18 protein-coding genes are annotated in these 17,507 nt (G+C 70.1%); 14 read left to right on the forward strand and 4 right to left on the reverse strand.

Going from position 1 to position 17,507, the window contains the following annotated elements:
• Positions 1-27 precede the first annotated feature (27 nt).
• The 3 genes from paaZ (at position 28) to AC3RJ7_RS01375 (ending at position 3,039) form a co-directional block, all read left to right on the forward strand.
• A complete protein-coding gene (gene paaZ / locus AC3RJ7_RS01365; protein ID WP_491454064.1) occupies positions 28-2,115 on the forward strand; it encodes a phenylacetic acid degradation bifunctional protein PaaZ in 2,088 nt (695 codons plus the stop codon).
• A gap of 155 nt (positions 2,116-2,270) precedes the next feature.
• On the forward strand, positions 2,271-2,720 hold the full coding sequence (locus tag AC3RJ7_RS01370) for a DUF2871 domain-containing protein (RefSeq protein ID WP_491454065.1): 450 nt from the start codon (positions 2,271-2,273) through the stop codon (positions 2,718-2,720).
• 91 nt (positions 2,721-2,811) lie between these two features.
• Positions 2,812-3,039 carry a hypothetical protein gene (locus AC3RJ7_RS01375; RefSeq protein ID WP_491454066.1) on the forward strand — a complete coding sequence of 76 codons (228 nt, stop codon included), beginning with the start codon at positions 2,812-2,814 and terminating at the stop codon, positions 3,037-3,039.
• Between the two features lie 33 nt (positions 3,040-3,072).
• On the opposite strand, the gene AC3RJ7_RS01380 is transcribed toward AC3RJ7_RS01375, so the two are convergent.
• The 4 genes from AC3RJ7_RS01380 to paaI form a co-directional block, all read right to left on the reverse strand.
• Positions 3,073-3,447, reverse strand: a complete 375-nt coding sequence (locus tag AC3RJ7_RS01380; protein WP_491454067.1) for a SpoIIAA family protein — start codon at positions 3,445-3,447, stop codon at positions 3,073-3,075.
• A 47-nt stretch (positions 3,448-3,494) separates the two neighbouring features.
• Positions 3,495-4,124, reverse strand: coding sequence for a TetR/AcrR family transcriptional regulator (locus AC3RJ7_RS01385; protein ID WP_491454068.1), 630 nt, complete (start codon positions 4,122-4,124; stop codon positions 3,495-3,497).
• A 104-nt stretch (positions 4,125-4,228) separates the two neighbouring features.
• A complete protein-coding gene (paaK, locus tag AC3RJ7_RS01390; protein ID WP_491455207.1) occupies positions 4,229-5,530 on the reverse strand; it encodes a phenylacetate--CoA ligase PaaK in 1,302 nt (433 codons plus the stop codon).
• A gap of 75 nt (positions 5,531-5,605) precedes the next feature.
• Positions 5,606-6,037, reverse strand: a complete 432-nt coding sequence (paaI, locus tag AC3RJ7_RS01395) for a hydroxyphenylacetyl-CoA thioesterase PaaI (RefSeq protein WP_491454069.1) — start codon at positions 6,035-6,037, stop codon at positions 5,606-5,608.
• Positions 6,038-6,184: 147 nt separating this feature from the next.
• Here paaI and paaA point away from each other — a divergent pair, with 147 nt between their 5' ends.
• The 11 genes from paaA (at position 6,185) to AC3RJ7_RS01450 (ending at position 17,503) form a co-directional block, all read left to right on the forward strand.
• Positions 6,185-7,168 (forward strand): 1,2-phenylacetyl-CoA epoxidase subunit PaaA, encoded by a 984-nt coding sequence (gene paaA, locus AC3RJ7_RS01400; RefSeq protein ID WP_491454070.1) that lies wholly within the window; start codon positions 6,185-6,187, stop codon positions 7,166-7,168.
• On the forward strand, positions 7,168-7,473 hold the full coding sequence (paaB, locus tag AC3RJ7_RS01405; protein WP_231429794.1) for a 1,2-phenylacetyl-CoA epoxidase subunit PaaB: 306 nt from the start codon (positions 7,168-7,170) through the stop codon (positions 7,471-7,473). The genes paaA and paaB overlap by 1 nt, the downstream gene beginning before the upstream one ends.
• Entirely contained in the window at positions 7,470-8,366 is an 897-nt protein-coding gene (gene paaC / locus AC3RJ7_RS01410) for a 1,2-phenylacetyl-CoA epoxidase subunit PaaC (protein WP_491454071.1), read from the forward strand. Before paaB ends, paaC begins: the two co-directional genes overlap by 4 nt.
• Positions 8,367-8,398: 32 nt before the next feature.
• A complete protein-coding gene (gene paaD, locus AC3RJ7_RS01415) occupies positions 8,399-8,902 on the forward strand; it encodes a 1,2-phenylacetyl-CoA epoxidase subunit PaaD (RefSeq protein ID WP_491454072.1) in 504 nt (167 codons plus the stop codon).
• 146 nt (positions 8,903-9,048) lie between these two features.
• On the forward strand, positions 9,049-10,158 hold the full coding sequence (gene paaE, locus AC3RJ7_RS01420) for a 1,2-phenylacetyl-CoA epoxidase subunit PaaE (protein WP_491454073.1): 1,110 nt from the start codon (positions 9,049-9,051) through the stop codon (positions 10,156-10,158).
• Positions 10,159-10,296: 138 nt separating this feature from the next.
• A complete protein-coding gene (locus tag AC3RJ7_RS01425) occupies positions 10,297-11,088 on the forward strand; it encodes an enoyl-CoA hydratase/isomerase family protein (protein WP_491454074.1) in 792 nt (263 codons plus the stop codon).
• A gap of 240 nt (positions 11,089-11,328) precedes the next feature.
• The gene (locus AC3RJ7_RS01430; RefSeq protein ID WP_491454075.1) at positions 11,329-14,514 is read left to right on the forward strand and encodes an NPCBM/NEW2 domain-containing protein; all 3,186 of its coding nucleotides are present in this window, start codon (positions 11,329-11,331) and stop codon (positions 14,512-14,514) included.
• 170 nt (positions 14,515-14,684) lie between these two features.
• On the forward strand, positions 14,685-14,960 hold the full coding sequence (locus tag AC3RJ7_RS01435; RefSeq protein ID WP_491454076.1) for a hypothetical protein: 276 nt from the start codon (positions 14,685-14,687) through the stop codon (positions 14,958-14,960).
• Positions 14,961-15,085: 125 nt separating this feature from the next.
• Positions 15,086-16,738, forward strand: coding sequence for a hypothetical protein (locus tag AC3RJ7_RS01440; RefSeq protein ID WP_491454077.1), 1,653 nt, complete (start codon positions 15,086-15,088; stop codon positions 16,736-16,738).
• Positions 16,735-17,232: a hypothetical protein gene (locus tag AC3RJ7_RS01445; protein WP_491454078.1), complete on the forward strand. Its 498-nt coding sequence runs from the start codon at positions 16,735-16,737 to the stop codon at positions 17,230-17,232. Before AC3RJ7_RS01440 ends, AC3RJ7_RS01445 begins: the two co-directional genes overlap by 4 nt.
• 148 nt (positions 17,233-17,380) lie before the next feature.
• A complete protein-coding gene (locus tag AC3RJ7_RS01450; RefSeq protein ID WP_491454079.1) occupies positions 17,381-17,503 on the forward strand; it encodes a hypothetical protein in 123 nt (40 codons plus the stop codon).
• The last annotated feature ends 4 nt before the right edge of the window (positions 17,504-17,507 follow it).

Raw genomic sequence — 17,507 nt, forward strand, 5'->3', positions numbered from 1 at the left:
CGAACGACGACGATCGGAAGGAACACGATGACCGAGATGCTGCCGAGCTACGTCCGCGGCGAGTGGTGGACGCCCGCCGCCGAGGCCGCCGAGCGGGCGACCGAGGTGCGCGACGCCTCGACGGGCGAGGTCGTCGCCCGGGTGTCGACCGAGGGCCTCGACCTCGGCGCAGCGCTCGAGTACGGGCGCACGGTCGGGCAGGCGAGCCTCGGCGAGCTGACCTTCCACCAGCGCGCGGTGCTCCTCAAGCAGATGGCGCTCGCGCTCACCGAGCGCAAGGGCGAGCTGTACGAGCTCTCGAGCCGCACCGGCGCGACGAAGCAGGACTCGTGGGTCGATATCGACGGCGGCATCGGCGTGCTCTTCACCTACTCGGGCAAGGGCCGCCGCGAGATGCCGAACGCGAAGGTCTACGTCGACGGAGCGGTCGAACCGCTCTCGAAGGACGGTTCATTCCTCGGGCGGCATATCTACACGCGGCTTCCCGGCGTCGCCGTGCAGATCAACGCCTTCAACTTCCCGGTGTGGGGCTCGCTCGAGAAGTTCGCGCCGGCATTCCTCGCCGGCATGCCAACGGTCGTGAAGCCCGCGACCCCGACCGGCTACCTCGCCGAGCACATGGTGCGCATCCTCGTCGAGTCGCGCCTGCTGCCCGACGGCTCGCTGCAGCTCGTGTCGGGCAGCGTGCCGACGCTCTTCGACGAGCTGCGCCTCGGCGACCTCGTCGGCTTCACCGGCTCGGCGTCGACGGCCGAGCGGCTGCGCGCCCACGACGCCGTGCAGACGGGCGGCGTGCGCTTCACGAGCGAGACCGATTCGATCAACGCCTCGGTGCTCGGCACCGACGCCGTCGCCGGCACGCCCGAGTTCGACGCCTACGTGAAGCAGCTCGTCGTCGAGATGACGACGAAGGCCGGGCAGAAGTGCACGGCCATCCGCCGGGCGATCGTTCCCGAGGGATCCGTCGACGCCGTCATCGACGCGGTGCGGGCACGCATCGCCGAGCGCGTCGTCGTCGGCGACCCGCGCGCCGAGGGTGTCACGATGGGCCCCCTCGCCTCGCTCGAGCAGCGCGACGAGGTGCTGCGCCAGGTCGGCCGCCTCGAACAGGCCGGCGGCGAGGTCGTCGTCGGTTCGACGAGCGCGCCGACCGTCACCCTCGCCGACGGCTCGCGGGGCGAGGCCGCCGACGGCGCGTTCGTCGCGCCGGTGCTGCTGCGGTTCGCGGATGCCTCGTCGGAGGCGCTGCACGAGGTCGAGGCGTTCGGACCGGTGTCGTCGATCGTCGGCTACGGCTCGCTCGGCGAGGCCGCCGAGCTCGTGGCGAAGGGCGGAGGGTCGCTCGTGACGAGCGTCGCGACGCACGACCCCGAGGTCGCCGTCGCGCTCGCGTCGGGCATCGCGGCGTACAACGGCCGCGTGCTGTTCCTCGACCGCGACGACGCGCGCACCTCGACGGGGCACGGCTCGCCGCTGCCGAACCTCGTGCACGGCGGCCCGGGCCGGGCCGGCGGCGGCGAGGAGCTCGGCGGCATCCGCGCCGTGCTGCACCACATGCAGCGCACCGCCGTGCAGGGCTCGCCCGAGATGCTCACCGCGCTCACCGGTGTCTGGCACCAGGGCGCTTCGGCGCGGCCGTACCAGGCGACCGGGGAGCCGCACCCCTTCCGCAAGTCGCTCGCCGAGCTGCGGATCGGCGACCAGGTGGCCTCGGCGCCGCGCGTCGTGACCCTCGACGACATCGAGACCTTCGCGAACTTCACGGGTGACACGTTCTACGCCCACATGAACGAGGAGGCGGCGGCCGCGAACCCGTTCTTCCCCGGCCGGGTTGCGCACGGGTATCTGCTCGTGTCGTGGGCGGCGGGCCTCTTCGTCGACCCCGAGCCCGGCCCCGTGCTCGCGAACTACGGCCTCGAGAACCTGCGCTTCATCACGCCCGTGTCGCCCGGCGACGAGATCCGCGTCGAGCTCACGGCGAAGCAGATCTCGCCGCGCGAGACCGACGAGTACGGCGAGGTGCGCTGGGACGCGGTGCTGAAGAACCAGGACGACGAGCTCGTGGCCACCTACGACGTGCTCACGCTCGTCGCGAAGGAGCGGCAGCCCGCGTAGCCCCCGGTACGTCGGCCGGATTCCGTCGAGCCTCCGTGTCGAACCTTCGAACGATGCGGAGACCGGTTCACCTGCGCCAGACTGGGCGCGACCGCGCCGACCGGGCGCGACCCGCGAACGCGCCGACCTGGGCGCGAACAGAAGGAGCGACATCCATGAACCGTCTCTTCACCGCCGCCGTCGTCTACGTCGTGCTCGGGCTCGGCTCGGGCCTGTTCTACCGCGAGTTCACGAAGGCGAACGACTGGGTCGAGGGCGCGCCGACGCAGCTCTCGGTCGTGCACACGCACCTGCTCGCCCTCGGCCTGCTGATGATGCTCATCGTGCTCGCGCTCGAGAAGTCGTTCACCCTGAGCGCGAGCCCGCTGTTCGGCTGGTTCTTCTGGGTCTACAACGCGGGCGTGCTGCTGACGAGCGCGATGATGGTCTGGCACGGCTCCCTCACGGTGCTCGGCGAGGAGTCGAACGCCGCGATCGCGGGCGTCGCGGGCCTCGGCCACATCATCGTCACGGCGGGGCTCGTGCTGCTCCTGATGGCGCTGCGCAAGGGCATCACGGCTGCGAAGAAGGTCGAGCCCGAGGCATCCGTCACCGCGGCGAGCTGAGTCGGGGTCCGGGGCGGCACCTCAGTGCCGGCCCCGGCAGGAATTAAGGCGATCTCCGGATGTCTCGCCGCCACCTCAGGGCGGAGGCTGAGTGTCGACCGAAGGAGTCGACACCATGTACATCTCGGAGACCACGTTCCCGCACTTGAACGCCGAGGCCGACGCGCGCCTCGCCCGTGAGCTCGAGCGGCGTCGCGTCATCGCCGAGCGTCTCGCCGAGGGCGGCGGATCGGCGACCGGGGCGGTCCGCACCGTTCGCCGGGGCTGGTGGCACCGGTCCGCGGTGGCCGCCCGTCCGGCGCGCACCGCGACGGCGTGAGACTCCGCACCGTGCCGGCGGGTCGGTGAGGCCTTACGCCTCGACGGCCGCCGCGACCCACGCGATCGCGTCGGCCTCCCGGGCGAGCGGGAACACCTTGAACTCGCCGGGTACGAGCCCACCGAAGGCCGTGGCGATGCCGGCGAGCACATCGTGGTCGGTCACGAACGCGGCACGGTGCCAGGCCGACAGAGGCCGGCCGATGAGCTTCGCGTCCTCGAGCATCGCTCCGAACGAGAACCGGTCGAACTCGGAGCCCATCACGAAGACGAGGTCGAGCTTGCGGCCCTCGGCGAGCACGGCGTCGATCGCGGGGTCGAGCACCTCGCGGTAGTCGGACGCCTCGATCGTGCCGACGGCTCGGAACCCGAGCACCCCGGCCGGCAGGTCGGCGAGCGGTTCGAGCATGTGGTTCCCCCTTCATCGTGAGGAGCCGGCGCGACCGCCGGCCCCGTTCAGCGCAGCAGCTGGTCGACCCGGTTCTCGGTCGGCATGCGCAGACCGTCGAGCGCGATCGCGATGACGTCGTCGGCGAGGCGGTCGGCGTTCTCGCGGCCGCCCGGGCGGTACCACTCGACGATCGAGTTGATCATGCCGAAGGCGAGGCGCGAGACGACGCTCGCGTCGATGTCGCTGCGCAGCGTGCCCTCGGCCTGCGCCTCGGCGACGATCGCCGTGACCCGCTTGTCGAAGTCGCGTCGCCGGGCGAGCGCGCGACGCTCGACGTCGGTGTTGCCGCGCACGCGCAGCAGCAGCGTGACCGACGGCAGCTCGGCGACGAGCACGTGCACGGCGCCGCGCAGCACCCGGTCGAGCCGGTCGGCGGCACGGCCGCCCTCGGCATCGCTCTCGTCGACGACGCCCTCGAGCCCGCCGAGCGCGGCGTCGAGCGCCTGGTCGAGGATCTCGTCCTTCGACGCGAAGTGGTGGTAGATCGCCGACTTCGAGAGGCCGAGCCGTTCGGCGAGCACGCCCATCGAGGTCGCGTCGTACCCGAACTCGTTGAACGCGGCGACGGCGACGTCGAGGATGCCCTGCCGGTCGTAGCCGGGCCGGCCCCGTCGCAGGTTTCCGTTCTCGCTCATCGCCCCCAGTCTCTCAGGTCGGGCCTCGATACGGCGCTGGCGCGCCTAGGTCTCGATACGGCGCTGGCGCGCCCACTCGACCCGGCGCTCGACCGGCAGGGTTGTCACCCGTTGCGCAGGTCGTAGACCCGCTTGTACTTGCCCTCGCTGCGGGGCAGCGTGCCAGGCTCCTCGAGCTGCACCGCGACGGTCGAGCCGACGTGCACCTTGATGCGCTGCGCGAGCACGACCGCGGCGGCCTGGCACGTCTCGACCGAGAGGTCGGGGTGTCGTTCGATGCGCACCTTCAGCGCGTCCATCCGGCCCTCCTTCGAGAGCTCGAGCACGAAGTGCGGCGTGAGCTGCTCGATGCCGAGCACGAGCTCCTCGATCTGCGTCGGGAAGAGGTTCACCCCGCGCAGGATGATCATGTCGTCGTTGCGTCCGGTGATCTTCTCCATGCGGCGCATGCCGGGGCGGGCGGTGCCGGGCAGCAGGCGCGTGAGGTCGCGGGTGCGGTACCGGATGACCGGGAACGCCTCCTTCGTGAGCGACGTGAACACGAGCTCGCCCATCTCGCCGTCGGCGAGCACCGCGCCGGTGTCGCCGTCGATGATCTCGGGCAGGAAGTGGTCCTCCCAGAGGTGCGGGCCGTCCTTCGTCTCGAGGCACTCGTTGCCGACGCCGGGACCCATGACCTCGCTGAGGCCGTAGATGTCGAGCGCATCGAGCCCGAGGCGCTCCTCGAGCTCTCGGCGCATCTCGTTCGTCCACGGCTCGGCGCCGAGCACGGCGACCTTGAGCGACGTCGAGCGCGGGTCGATGCCCTGCTCGGCCATCGCGTCGGCGATCGTGAGCAGGTAGCTCGGCGTGCAGAGGATCGCGTCGGGCTCGAAGTCGATGATGAGCTGCACCTGCCGGGCCGTCTGGCCGCCCGACATCGGGATGACGGTGGCGCCGAGCGCCTCGATACCCGCGTGCGCGCCGAGCCCGCCGGTGAAGAGCCCGTAGCCGTAGGCGTTGTGCACCTTCATGCCGGGGCGGATGCCGCTCGCGCGCAGCGACCGCGCGACGAGCGAGCCCCACCGCTCGAGGTCGCCCTTCGTGTAGCCGACGACCGTCGGCCGGCCGGTCGTGCCGCTCGAGGCGTGGATGCGCGCGACCTCCGACATGGGCACGGCGAACATGCCGAACGGGTAGGTCTCGCGCAGGTCGGCCTTGGTCGTGAACGGCAGCTTCGCGACATCGGCGAGGGTGCGGATGTCGCGCGGGTGCACCCCGGCCTCGTCGAACTTGCGCGTGTAGAGCGGCACGTGCTCGTAGGCGTGCGCGACGGTCCGCTGCAGGCGCTCGAGCTGCAGCGCCTCGATCTCGGCGCGGCTCAGGCGCTCCTCGGGGTCGAGGTCGTCGGGCGCCGGCGGACGCAGGCCCGAGACGGAGGGGACGGTGCTGGGGGAGTTGGTCGTCGTCGACACGGTGGCTCCTGGAAGTGGGGAGTGAGGTCAGAACGTGCGGTTCGTGGAGATCGACCGGCCGCGGAACTCGGCGACCGCGTCGCCGTGCTCGTCGACGACCGAGACGTCATAGAGGCCGGTGCGCCCGGATCGGGTGCGTCGCACGGCGGTCGCGGTGAGCTTCTGGCCCGCGCGGGTCGACTTGAGGAAGGTGATGTCGGCACCGGCGGCGACCGTGACCCGGTCGTCTTCGTTGCACGAGATGGCGAAGGCGGTGTCGGCGAGGGCGAAGACGAGCCCGCCGTGGGTGATGTCGAAGCCGTTCGTCATCTCCTCGCGCACGACCATGCTCACGACGGCGTGGCCGGGTTCGTCGCGTTCGACGACGAGGCCGAGCCAGGCCGCGGCGCGATCGCGTCGCATCATCTCGCGGTTGATCCCCTCGGCGTCGGCCGATGCGTCGGTCGCGGCATCCGTCATCTCGTACTCCTCATCGAGTCTGGCGTCGTTGTGGCGGCGCCGAGAACGAATATATACTAACTGAACGATCGGTTGGTAATATCGGGATGCCTCGGCACGCGCCGCGGCCCGATCGGCGCCGACCGCCGCAGACCCCAGGAGTCGATGATGACCGCACCAGCAGACCTCCGCCCGGTGACCGGGGAGGCGACCGATGCCGACGGCCAGGCCGCGTTCGACGCGATCATCGCCGCCGACTCGCGCATCGAGCCCCGCGACTGGATGCCCGAGGCGTACCGCAAGACCCTCATCCGCCAGATCTCGCAGCACGCGCACTCCGAGATCATCGGCATGCAGCCCGAGTCGAACTGGATCACCCGGGCGCCGAGCCTCAAGCGCAAGGCCATCCTGATGGCCAAGGTGCAAGACGAGGCCGGCCACGGGCTCTACCTCTACTCGGCCGCGCAGACGCTCGGCATCGGGCGGGAGGAGATGATGCAGCAGCTCATCGAGGGCCGCGCGCGCTACTCGTCGATCTTCAACTACACGACGCCGACCTGGGCCGACATGGGAGCGATCGGCTGGCTCGTCGACGGCGCCGCGATCTGCAACCAGGTGCCGCTGTGCCGCGCCTCGTACGGGCCCTACGGCCGGGCGATGGTGCGCATCTGCAAGGAGGAGTCGTTCCATCAGCGGCAGGGCTTCGAGATCCTGCTCGAGCTCATGCAGGGCACCGAGGCGCAGCGGCAGATGGCGCAGGACGCGGTGAACCGCTGGTACTGGCCGAGCCTGCAGATGTTCGGTCCGCCCGACGACCAGTCGCCGAACTCGGCGCAGTCGATGGCGTGGAACATCAAGCGGTTCTCGAACGACGAGCTGCGCCAGCGCTTCGTCGGCATGCTCGTGCCGCAGGCCGAGGTGCTCGGCGTCACGCTGCCCGACCCGAACCTCGCCTGGAACGAGGAGACGCAGGCCTACGACATGAGCGAGATCGACTGGACCGAGTTCAACGAGGTGCTCGCCGGCCGCGGCCCCGCGAACGCCGAGCGGCTGCGCCGGCGCCGCGAGGCCCACGAGGAGGGCGCCTGGGTGCGCGAGGCCGCAGCCGAGTACGCCCGCAAGCAGGCCCTGAAGCAGAAGGCGGTGGCGTGATGTCGACTCCCGGTGAGACCGGTACCGAGGCCTGGCCCCTGTGGGAGGTCTTCGTGCGCGCCAACCGCGGCCTGAGTCACGTGCACGTCGGCTCGCTGCACGCGCCCGACGCCGACATGGCCGTGCGAAACGCGCGCGACCTCTACACGCGCCGCAACGAGGGCGTCTCGATCTGGGTCGTTCCCGCCGTGGCGATCACGACAAGCGACCCCGACGCGAAGGGCGCCTTCTTCGAGAGCCCAGCGGGCAAGAACTACCGGCACGCCGTGTACTACACGAAGAGCGAGGGGGTGAAGCACCTGTGAGTGAGCACAACGTCGGTCGAGTAGCGGAGCGTATCGAGACCACGCCGCACGAGACCGCCCACGGCGACGTCACCGTCGACCGGCTCGCGCTCGCCGACGAGCTCGCCGGCCAGGCCGACGACGGCACCGCCCGCGTCGCCTCGCCCGAGGTCGCCGAGTACGCGCTACGGCTCGGCGACGACGCCCTCGTCAACGCCCAGCAGCTCGGCATGTGGATCACCCGCGCCCCAGAACTCGAAGAGGACGTGGCGCTCGGTAACATCGGGCTCGACCTGCTCGGACACGCCCGCTCGCTGCTGCACCACGCGGGCACCGCCACCGGCCGCAGCGAAGACGACCTCGCCTACTGGCGCGACGAGCCCGAGTGGCGCAACGCGTGGCTCTTCGAGCAGCCGAACGGCGACTTCGCCTGCACGATCGCGCGACAGCTCGTGGCATCCCTCTACTGGTTCGAGCTGTACGCGGCGCTCACCGAGTCGACCGACCCGACACTCGCCGCGATCGCCGCGAAGGCCGTGAAGGAGGTCGACTACCACCGCGACCACGCCGTGCAGTGGACGCTGCGGCTGGCCGGCGGCACCGACGAGTCGCGTCGGCGCATGATCGACGGCATCACCGTCACCTGGCCGTACGTCGACGAGCTCTTCGCCGACGACGACCTCGTCGAGCGCCTCGCCGCCGAGGGCATCGCGGTGCTGCCGTCGTCGCTGCGGCCGGCGTTCGAGGCAGCGGTCGACGCGGTCTTCGCCGAGGCCGAGCTCGAGCGTCCGACGGGTCGCACCGCGTACATCGCCTCGGGCGGCGGCCGGCACGGATCGCACACCGAACGGCTCGGGCCGCTGCTCGCCGAGATGCAGGTGCTCGCCCGGCAGCATCGAGGTGCGTCGTGGTGACGGCGACGACCACCGCCGGTCGACGAGCGCCGATGCGAAGCGCCGACGCGTCTCGCGACCGTGCCTGGGCGGTCGCCGCGACGGTGACCGACCCCGAGATCCCCGTGCTCACGATCGAGGACCTCGGCGTGCTGCGCTCGGTCGAGGTCGGCGACGACGGCGTGGTGCGCGTGCGGATCACCCCGACGTACAGCGGATGCCCCGCGATGGACGCGATCCGCGACGACGTGCTGCTCGCGCTCACGCACGCCGGCTACGACGACGTGCGCGTCGAGCTCGTGCTCGCGCCCGCCTGGACGACCGACTGGATGAGTGAGGCGGGCAAGGAGAAGCTGCGTCGCTACGGCATCCAGGCCCCGACGGGCACGGCGGCCGCCCGTGACGCCGGACCGGTGCGCGTGCAGCTCGCCGTGAAGTGCCCCCGCTGCGACTCGCTCAACACCCGCGAGCTCGCCCGCTTCGGCTCGACGTCGTGCAAGGCGCTCTACGAGTGCCGCGACTGCCTCGAGCCCTTCGACTACTTCAAGGTGCTCTGATGGCGGCGAAGAACCTCGGCTCAGTCGGTCGAGCAGGCGCGCAGCGCCGTATCGAGACCACGGCGGATGGTCTCGATACGCCTCCTTCGTCGGCTACTCGACCGACCGGCGTTGAATCGGTCGCCGAGGCGTTCCTCGCGTCGACCGTGGGAGGCGAACACGTCCCCAAGCGCCGACGCGCGCGCTTCCACACGCTCGAGGTCGCCGAGGTGCGCCCGCTCACGGGCGACTCGGTCGAGGTCACCTTCGCGGTGCCTGACGACCTCGCCGACGAGTACTCGTACCTGCCCGGCCAGTACGTCGCGCTCCGCAAGGAGCTCGAGGGCTACGAGCGCCGGCGGAGCTACTCGATCTGCCGCCCGCCCGAGCGGGGCAGCCTCTCGGTCGCGATCAAGCGCGACCTCGGCGGCGTCTTCTCGACGTGGGCGAACTCCGAGCTCAAGGCCGGCGACACGCTCGACGTGATGAGCCCGCAGGGCACGTTCACGTCGACGCTCGACGCGCTCGACGGCAAGCACGTCGTCGGCATCGCGGCCGGTTCCGGCATCACGCCGCTGATGGCACTCGCCCACGCGGTGCTCGCCCGCTCCGAGACATCCGAGTTCGAGCTCGTCTACACGAACCGGTCGACGCTCGACGTGATGTTCCTCGAAGAGCTGGCCGAGCTGAAAGACCGCTACCCGTCGCGGCTCGCGCTGCACCACGTGCTCTCGCGCGAGCAGCGCACCGCTCCGCTGCTGTCGGGCCGCATCGACGCGGAGAAGCTCGGCACGATGCTCGACGTGCTGATCCGCCCCGAGACGGTCGACGAGTGGTTCCTGTGCGGGCCGTTCGAGCTCGTGCAGCTCGCCCGCGACACGCTCGCCGAGCGCGGCGTGCCGACCAAGCACGTGCGCTACGAGCTATTCACGACCGACGCCGACCAGGTCGAGCCGCGGCACGGCCGCCCCGTCGTCGTGCAGCAGGGCGAGGAGACGGTCGCGATCGAGTTCACGCTCGACGGCCAGTCGTCGACGGTCGAGAGCCCCGTGTCGGCGAACGAGTCGATCCTCAACGCGGCCCTGCGGGTGCGCCCCGACGTGCCCTTCGCGTGCGCGGGCGGCGTCTGCGGCACGTGCCGCGCGCGGGTCGTCGAGGGCAGCGTGAACATGACCGAGAACTACGCGCTCGAACCCGACGAGCTCGAGCGCGGATATGTGCTCACGTGCCAGTCGCACCCGAAGTCCGAGCGCGTCGTGGTCGACTATGACGTGTAGCGGCGCGGCCCGGTTCGCCCGTACCGCCCGCCTCGCCCGCCGAGTGTCGCCGTTCGCGCAGAGTGTCGCCGCGCCAACGGGCCGGCTCGGTACGAACGGCGACATTCGGCGACGGCATCACGAAGAAGTGGAGCAGCGATGATCGAGTTCACGGTCGACGGGTCGACCCGGGTCGGCGAGGTCGTGCTGAACGCCCCCGACAAGCTCAACGCGCTCGACGAGCAGGCGCTCGGCGAGCTCGCGGCCGCCTACGCCGAGGCGCAGCGGCTCGCCGAGGCCGGCGAACTTCGCGCGCTCGTGCTGCGCGGCGAGGGGCGGGCGTTCTGCGCCGGCCGCGACATCTCCGGCGTCGACCCGCGTGAGGACGACGTGCTCGGCTACCTCGGCGGTCGGGTCGAGCCGCTGCTGCACACGATGGCGGGCCTGCCGGTGCCGACGTTCGCCGTCGCGCACGGCGCGTGCCTCGGCGTCGGCCTCGGCCTCCTCATCGCGAGCGACATCGTCTACGTCGCCGACACCGCGAAGATCGGCTCGCCGTTCGCGAACCTCGGCGCGACCCTCGACTCGGGCGGCCACGCCCTCTTCGTCGAGCGGCTCGGCGCGCACAAGACCATGGACCTCATCGTCACCGGCCGTCTCATGACGGGCGACGAGGCGGTCGCCTCGGGCCTGTTCAGTCGGGTCTTCGCCGCCGACGAGGTGCTGGATGCCACCCGCACGGCGGCCCGGGCCGCCGCGACCGGAGCGACCCAGGCGTTCGTCGCCTCGAAGATGCTCGTCGCGTCGCTGCGCGACGACCGGCTCGGCCTCTGGGCCTCGATGTCCGAGGAGAACCGCGCCCAGGCCGCGCTCTGCGACACGGCCGACTACCGCGAGGGCTTCGCCGCCTTCCAGGAGAAGCGCAAGCCCGAGTTCACCGGGCGCGGCTGAGGTTCTCCGCGGGCGATCAGCCCGGCTTTCCCGGCACACCCTTTCCTTCGAGAGCGACCCTCTGGTACTCTGCAACGGCAATTTTGCTGCAAGTTTGCAAGAGCTAGTTGTAAATCAGCAGGCCATCAACTCGAAGGAGAGTCAATGCCGGCACGACCCGATCGTTCATCTCGTCGTCGCAGCTTCGCACGTGGTCGGCCGAGCGGCGGGCGCCGCGCGAGCGTCGCCGCGCTTACCGCGGTGGCCGTCACCGCGGCGACCGTCGCGCTCGGCAGCGCCCCGGTGGCCGCGGCCGAGCCCTCGCTGCTCGCGAACGGCGGATTCGAGAGCGGCTCCCAGGCGTGGGAGTTCACCGGCGGCGCAGGCACCGCGACGAACAACCCGCATTCCGGCTCGATGCTCGCCTACCTCGATGACGGCGCCGAGAACTCGATCTCGCAGCCGCTCGCGGCGACGACCTCGGGCAGCTACCTGGCCGAGGCGTGGGTCGCGACAGGTGGCGCCGGCGGCAGCTTCGGGCTCCGCGACGAGACCGGAGTCATCGCGTCGCTCGACCTGCCGAGCGCAGCCGGGTACCGTCTCTATCGCCTGCCCGCGGTCGAACTGGCGGCCGGCGCCGAGGTCGAGATCTACTTCACCGGCGGGGCCGGCTGGACGAACATCGACGATGTCGGCGTGCACCGCGACACGCGCGTGCTCGACGCGTTCGCGATCGCCGGCCAGCAGGGACCGACCGCGATCGACGAGGAGGCGCGAACGATCACCCTGCAGGTGCCCTACGATCGCGACCGCTCCGCGCTCGCGGCCATCGTCGAGCTCGCCGACGGCGCCCGGATGCTCCCCGACCCGACCGAGCCGATCGACTACACGCAGCCGGTCGAGTTCGTGCTGCGCGACCGGGAGGGAGGCGAGACGCGATGGACGGTCAACGTCGTGCAGGAGCCCAAGAACATCGTGATCGGCAGCTCCGACGCGGCACTCGTCGACGCGTTCAACTGGTCGAAATGGCGTGCACTCCAGCACGTGCAGACCGGCAAGTCGGGTCCCGTCAATGTCAACGGCGGCACGCCGGGCCCGACCCGGGTCGACTACATCCCGTCGTACTGGGCGGGCTACGCGCACCGCACCGCGTTCTACTCGCGGGACTTCGTGCACCAGGCGAGCGGCGCCCACCTGCTCGGCCTCGGTGCCGAGAACAAGTCGATGCTCTCGGCGTTCGCGGCGACGGCGAACGAATCCCGCAAGTGGTACCCGCTCTGGGCGCTCAACTTCGACGGCAGCCCGTACACGATCGACTACAAGAGCGACGAGAACTTCGTGCGCGAGGTGCCCGCCGTGTTCGAACTCGTCGAAGAGGCGGCCGAGCAGTACCGGTGGACCGGCGACGCCGACTACCTCGACGACCCCGTGCTCTGGCAGTACTACTCGAAGGCGGTGACCGACTTCGTCGCCCTGCACGACTCGCGCCTTCCGAACGGCGTCGCCGAGGGCACCGGCCGGGGCATCTTCTCGGGGGCCGCGAGCTACGACGAGCGCCCCGGCGTCGAGGCGATCGAAGCGGGCGACGGCATCGCCTCGCAGTACGCCGCCTTCCGCGCCTTTGCCTCGATGGCCCTGGCCAAGGGTGAGGCGGACCTCGCCGAGGAGTTCACGGGGAAGGCCGACGAGCTGCAGCGGTACTTCAACGAGGAGTGGGGCGTCACGGCCGAACAGGCGGAGTACGTGCGGGCGCGCAACGGCGAGGGCGAGCCCGTGCTCGGATTCGGGCGCGAGCCGAGCGCGTTCGAGGCCATCAAGAACATCATCGACCCCGATTCCAAGCGCAGTCACGATTTCCTGCCCTACCTCGACCGGATGTTCGCCGAGGACCGCCCCGACAACATCGAGGCGCTCACGTACGTGCCGGATGCGTTGTTCGAGTACGGCCACGACGCCGAGGCGTACGCCTGGATGCAGGACATCGTCTCTCACCTGCACGAGCCCCACGTCGTTTCGCAGCAGGGGGTCAACGGCGACTATCCCGAGACGAGCTTCACCCTCGTCTCGCAGACCGTCGAAGGTCTTGCCGGCGTCGTGCCGAATGCACCCGAGCATGCGGTGACGGTGGAGTCCCACCTGCCCGAGGCGCTGCCGTGGCTCGAGCTCGGGCACGTTGCGGTCGGCGAGCACGAGTTCGGGGTGCGTCACGAGGGGCGCACGACGACGGCGGTCACCCACGAGAGCGGGCCCGAGTCGCTGGCGACGACCGTGCGCTTCGACGGCGGCTGGAAGTGGATCGTCGTCGACGGCGAGAAGTCGAAGCCCGAACTGCGCCACGTCAACGGCCGGGCCGTCAGCGAACTGACCGTCGACGTCCCCGTCGGCGCCACCATCGAGTTCCAGGCGCAGGTGCCGCTCGGCGACGAGCAGCACGGCGACACCATCCTCACCCACCCCGCCGAGTTCCAGCTCTCCGCACCAGCCGACGCAGCGGTTCGCGTCGCCACGGCGCCCAAGCTCGACTGGACGCCGTCGGAGAACGCCGACGAGTACCGGGTCGTCGTCGCTCGCGACCGCGCACTGTCCGACCTCGTCGCCGAGAAGACGGTGCGCGGTCACTCGCTTCGGTTGACGCAGGACCTCGAGGCCGGTCGCGGATACTTCTGGACGGTAACGGCGGTGAACTCGGCCACCGGGCAGCACATGTCCGCGAGCGAGACCCGTTCGTTCCGTACTGAACCGACCGAGCTGCCCGCTGCGCCGACCGGCGTCGAGGCCTACCGCTCGGGCGACCAGGTGGTCGTGCTGTGGGATCCCTCGGCCGACGCAGTGAGCCGCGTCGTCTGGCGCGCCCCGGTGGGTTCGGACGATTTCGTGGAGCTCGCCTCAGGCATCGGGGGGGCGTCCTTCGTCGACACCGATGCCTCGGGCGGGCCGTTCCGCTATCTGGTCGCCGGTGCGAACGAGCTCGGCACCGGCCCCGCGACCGCGGTCGACGAGGTGAGCGCGCCCGAGGTGGTGGTGTCGTACCTCAGCGACCGTGACTGGGTATCGGCGACGACCGGGTGGGGCACTATCGGTCGCGACCGCTCGGTGAGCGGCGGCACGCTCCGAATCCAGGGCCAATCGTTCGAGAAGGGCCTCGGAACGCACGCGAACAGCGAGATCGTCTTCGCCCTCGCCCCGACCGATGCGTCGTTCTCGGCCGTCGTCGGCGTCGACGATGGCTCGTCGGACCAGTCGCCGGCCTCCGTCGTGTTCCAGGTGCTCGCCGACGGCGACGTCGTCTACGACAGCGGCGTCATGCGTGCGACATCGCCGGCAGAAGCGATCGAGCTCGACGTGCTCGGCGTGCGGGAGCTGACCCTTCGCGTGACCGACGCCGATGGCAGCAACAACAGCGACCACGCGGACTGGGCCGAAGCTCGAATCGGTTCGTTGCGGTAGCCGTCACCCGATGAAGGCCGGAGGTGAGCTCGTGCTCACCTCCGGCCCGGTTCGCGTGCTGCCTCGTCGCTCCGGGATTCGAACCGAATCGCCCCGGCTGTGGACGACTCGTCGCAGTGCCGCCGGTGATCGATATGCTTTCGCTCACGTGCGTCGAAGCTGGGGGGACTGTGGCGGACCTGACGATCGAGCGTTCCGCGCTCACCGAACTGACCGTCGACCTCGAGGGCGCGGCCGAACTCATCGAGCGGCGTCGCGAGGTCGCCGACTGCAACGGCGCGGTATTCGGATCACCGATCGTCGAATCCGCCCTCGCGGAGACGGTGTCGCTGCTCGAGGTGCGGCGTGCGGTCGTCGAGCGAACGGTGCTCGAACTGGCGGCGCACCCCACTCGCGCGATCGACGACTTCGCCGAGCTCGACGCGGCGATCGCGGGCGGCGTCTGATGGCGTGGAGTTGGGAGGACCCGGCGGCGGGCGTGCCAGGAGGCATCCGCGAGATCGCTGGTGCGCAGTCCGATGCAGCAATCGATGCGGGCGAATCGCGGCGCCGTGTCGCAGGGACCGAGAGCGTGGCCGACGACGTGTGGGCCGGTGGCGCGAAGGCGGTGTTCACTGCGAGGGTCGGCGCGGCGGTGCCCGAGTTGCGCCTCCTCGCCGACGGCTGGCGCGAGCAGAGCAAGATCCTCGACGGCTATGCCGACGAACTCGCGGCGTTGCGCGTCCGCCAGACGTCGATCGAACGCGATCGGCAGGCGAACGACGACGAGCTCGTGGGTCTTCAGGTCGAACTCGAGCAGGCTTCCTCCGACGAAGCGCTCATGATGAAGGATCCGTCGCTCTACGCCGGCTGGGAGCGCATCCGCGACGATGTCCAGTGGCGTATCGGTCGAGCCGAAGAGCGGCAGGCCGAGCTCTCCGCGCGATGGAGCCGACTCGTGACCGATCGCGAGGACCTCGACCGTCGCACCGCCGCCGCGCTGCAGTCGAGCGATGTCGTCGGCGGTCTGTGGGGGTTCGGCGGGACCGGCACCGCGCCCTCCGGCCGGGCGCTGCTCGACCGATTGGCGCGCCTGTCGGAGACCGAGCTGAAGGTCCTGTTCGAAAGCCATCCCGAACTGCTCGCCGAGGCAGAGCGGAACGATCCGGCGACCGTCGCCGAATGGTGGGGGTCGCTCGACGGCGACCAGCGCGCAACGCTCTACGCGAGCGCGCCCGCGCTCGTGGGTGCGCTCAACGGCCTTCCCATCCTCGTGCGAGTGGCCGCCAATCGGCGGAATGCGGCGACGATCCTTGCGGAGTCGCGGGAGCGATTGGCTGCGTTGGAAGGACGGGGCGAGCTGCGCGGCAGGGTCCCGCACGGCGGTCGGAACGAGGATCGTGCGCTCCTCGAGAAGCAGATCGCGTACCTCGAGCAGGTCGTCTCCGGCGACATCCAGCTCTACCTCTACCAGCCCGAGAACGACCGCATCATCGAGATGATCGGCGACCCGACCACCGCCCGACGGGTCATGTCGTTCATGCCGGGGACGAATGCGAGCCTCGAGCTGATGTACGCCGGCTTGGTGGACCCGAGCAATCCGTACCGCTCGGGCTCCCAGCAGGAGTTCTGCGCCTGGCAGGTTGCGAACAGCGGAGGCGACCTGCTCGGCTTCGTCTTCAAGGACGGGACCTTCCCGCAGCTCGACGAGTTGGGCTGGAACGGGCCGCAGCTGAACGTCTCCGCCGACGACATCGGGGCCGACTACGCGGCGTTCCACCACGGTCTCGATGCGACGAGCATCGGCAGCCTCCCCGTCGTCAGTGTCGAGCACAGTTACGGCTCCGCGCCTGCCGGTGAGGCGGAGAAGTCGGTTGTGTTCGACACCCGGGTCCTCTTGGCTCCCATCGGCATGAGGTCGGGGTGGGAGGCGAACCCCGAGACGGAGTACTACGTGTACGCGGCCGAAGACGACATCAACAAGCTCTTCTACGGCGTGAACGTCCCGCTCCCCGTCATCGACGGGCTGGGCTACCAGGTCTCCCCGGAATCCGGAGGAGCACTCGAAGTTCGCGAAAGCGGCATCGTCGCCGAGAATGAACTGTGGAGGCTGCTCTCGGGCGGACTCGTCGGCGGAATCTGGTCGGCGAGCGACTCGGTCGCGCATCACAACCAGATCATCTCTTCGACGGACAATGACCAAGTGCTGAACTCTGTACTCGCCCACATCGAGGATGCAGGGTGATCGTGCGCGCCGATTCGTTTCGCCCGGTCAGAGGCCTCGCCGGCTTCGGGGGTGCCCTCCTCCTCCTGCTCACCATGGCTGGATGCACCAGCCTGCCCACGTTCGAGGCCGCGCGTGACGAGACTCGCGATCAGATGCAGACGATCGTCGATCTGCTGCCGGAGGGCAGCGTCGACCACGTCGAGGATCCCATTCCGGCGGGATACGTATCATGCAACGGCGGGAAGCGCTTCACCGGCCGGTGGCTCGTCTACCTCGAGGATCCCACCACAGTCGAACGCGATGTCGTCGCGCTCCGCGAAGCAGTCGCCGAGGTTGGTTTCGTCGAAGATCCCGGCTTCATCGACAGTGAGCGACGCTTCGCCGTTCGGCTGAACGGCGATCCCCAGTCCGAACTCCTGTCGGTCTGGGCGGACGAAGACGTGGACGGCACCCCGCACATCAGGATCATCTCCTTCGCCCGCTGCAGTCAGCCCCCGGAACACGCGGAATGAATACGCACGAATCCCACAACCGAATCGCATCCGAGCGGAGCTGATCCTCGGGGCCTCGTCCTGCTATTCGTCGTGCAATCCGGGACTCGTCGCCTTCGGAGCGCTGTTCGCCATCTTCGTTCCCCTCGTCGTCGGAGTGCTCGGATTCGTGTTCGCGATCCGACGACTCGCCGTCGGGGAGCCCGCCTTCTGGATCCCAGTCCTCGCCTTCCTCGGCATCCTGATCGTCGTCATGATCGCACCCCGCATCGCCGCTGCGGGGGTCGGTTAGGCGC

The sequence above is a fragment of the Agromyces solani genome, assembly GCF_058349925.1.

Bases quoted from the DNA above. Each gene is read 5' to 3' on its own strand.
- paaZ (WP_491454064.1), top strand. From the start codon at position 28: ATGACCGAGATGCTGCCGAGCTACGTCCGCGGCGAGTGGTGGACGCCC.
- AC3RJ7_RS01370 (WP_491454065.1), top strand. From the start codon at position 2,271: ATGAACCGTCTCTTCACCGCCGCCGTCGTCTACGTCGTGCTCGGGCTC.
- AC3RJ7_RS01380 (WP_491454067.1), bottom strand. From the start codon at position 3,447: ATGCTCGAACCGCTCGCCGACCTGCCGGCCGGGGTGCTCGGGTTCCGA.
- AC3RJ7_RS01385 (WP_491454068.1), bottom strand. From the start codon at position 4,124: ATGAGCGAGAACGGAAACCTGCGACGGGGCCGGCCCGGCTACGACCGG.
- paaI (WP_491454069.1), bottom strand. From the start codon at position 6,037: ATGACGGATGCCGCGACCGACGCATCGGCCGACGCCGAGGGGATCAAC.
- paaA (WP_491454070.1), top strand. From the start codon at position 6,185: ATGACCGCACCAGCAGACCTCCGCCCGGTGACCGGGGAGGCGACCGAT.
- paaB (WP_231429794.1), top strand. From the start codon at position 7,168: ATGTCGACTCCCGGTGAGACCGGTACCGAGGCCTGGCCCCTGTGGGAG.
- paaD (WP_491454072.1), top strand. From the start codon at position 8,399: ATGCGAAGCGCCGACGCGTCTCGCGACCGTGCCTGGGCGGTCGCCGCG.
- AC3RJ7_RS01425 (WP_491454074.1), top strand. From the start codon at position 10,297: ATGATCGAGTTCACGGTCGACGGGTCGACCCGGGTCGGCGAGGTCGTG.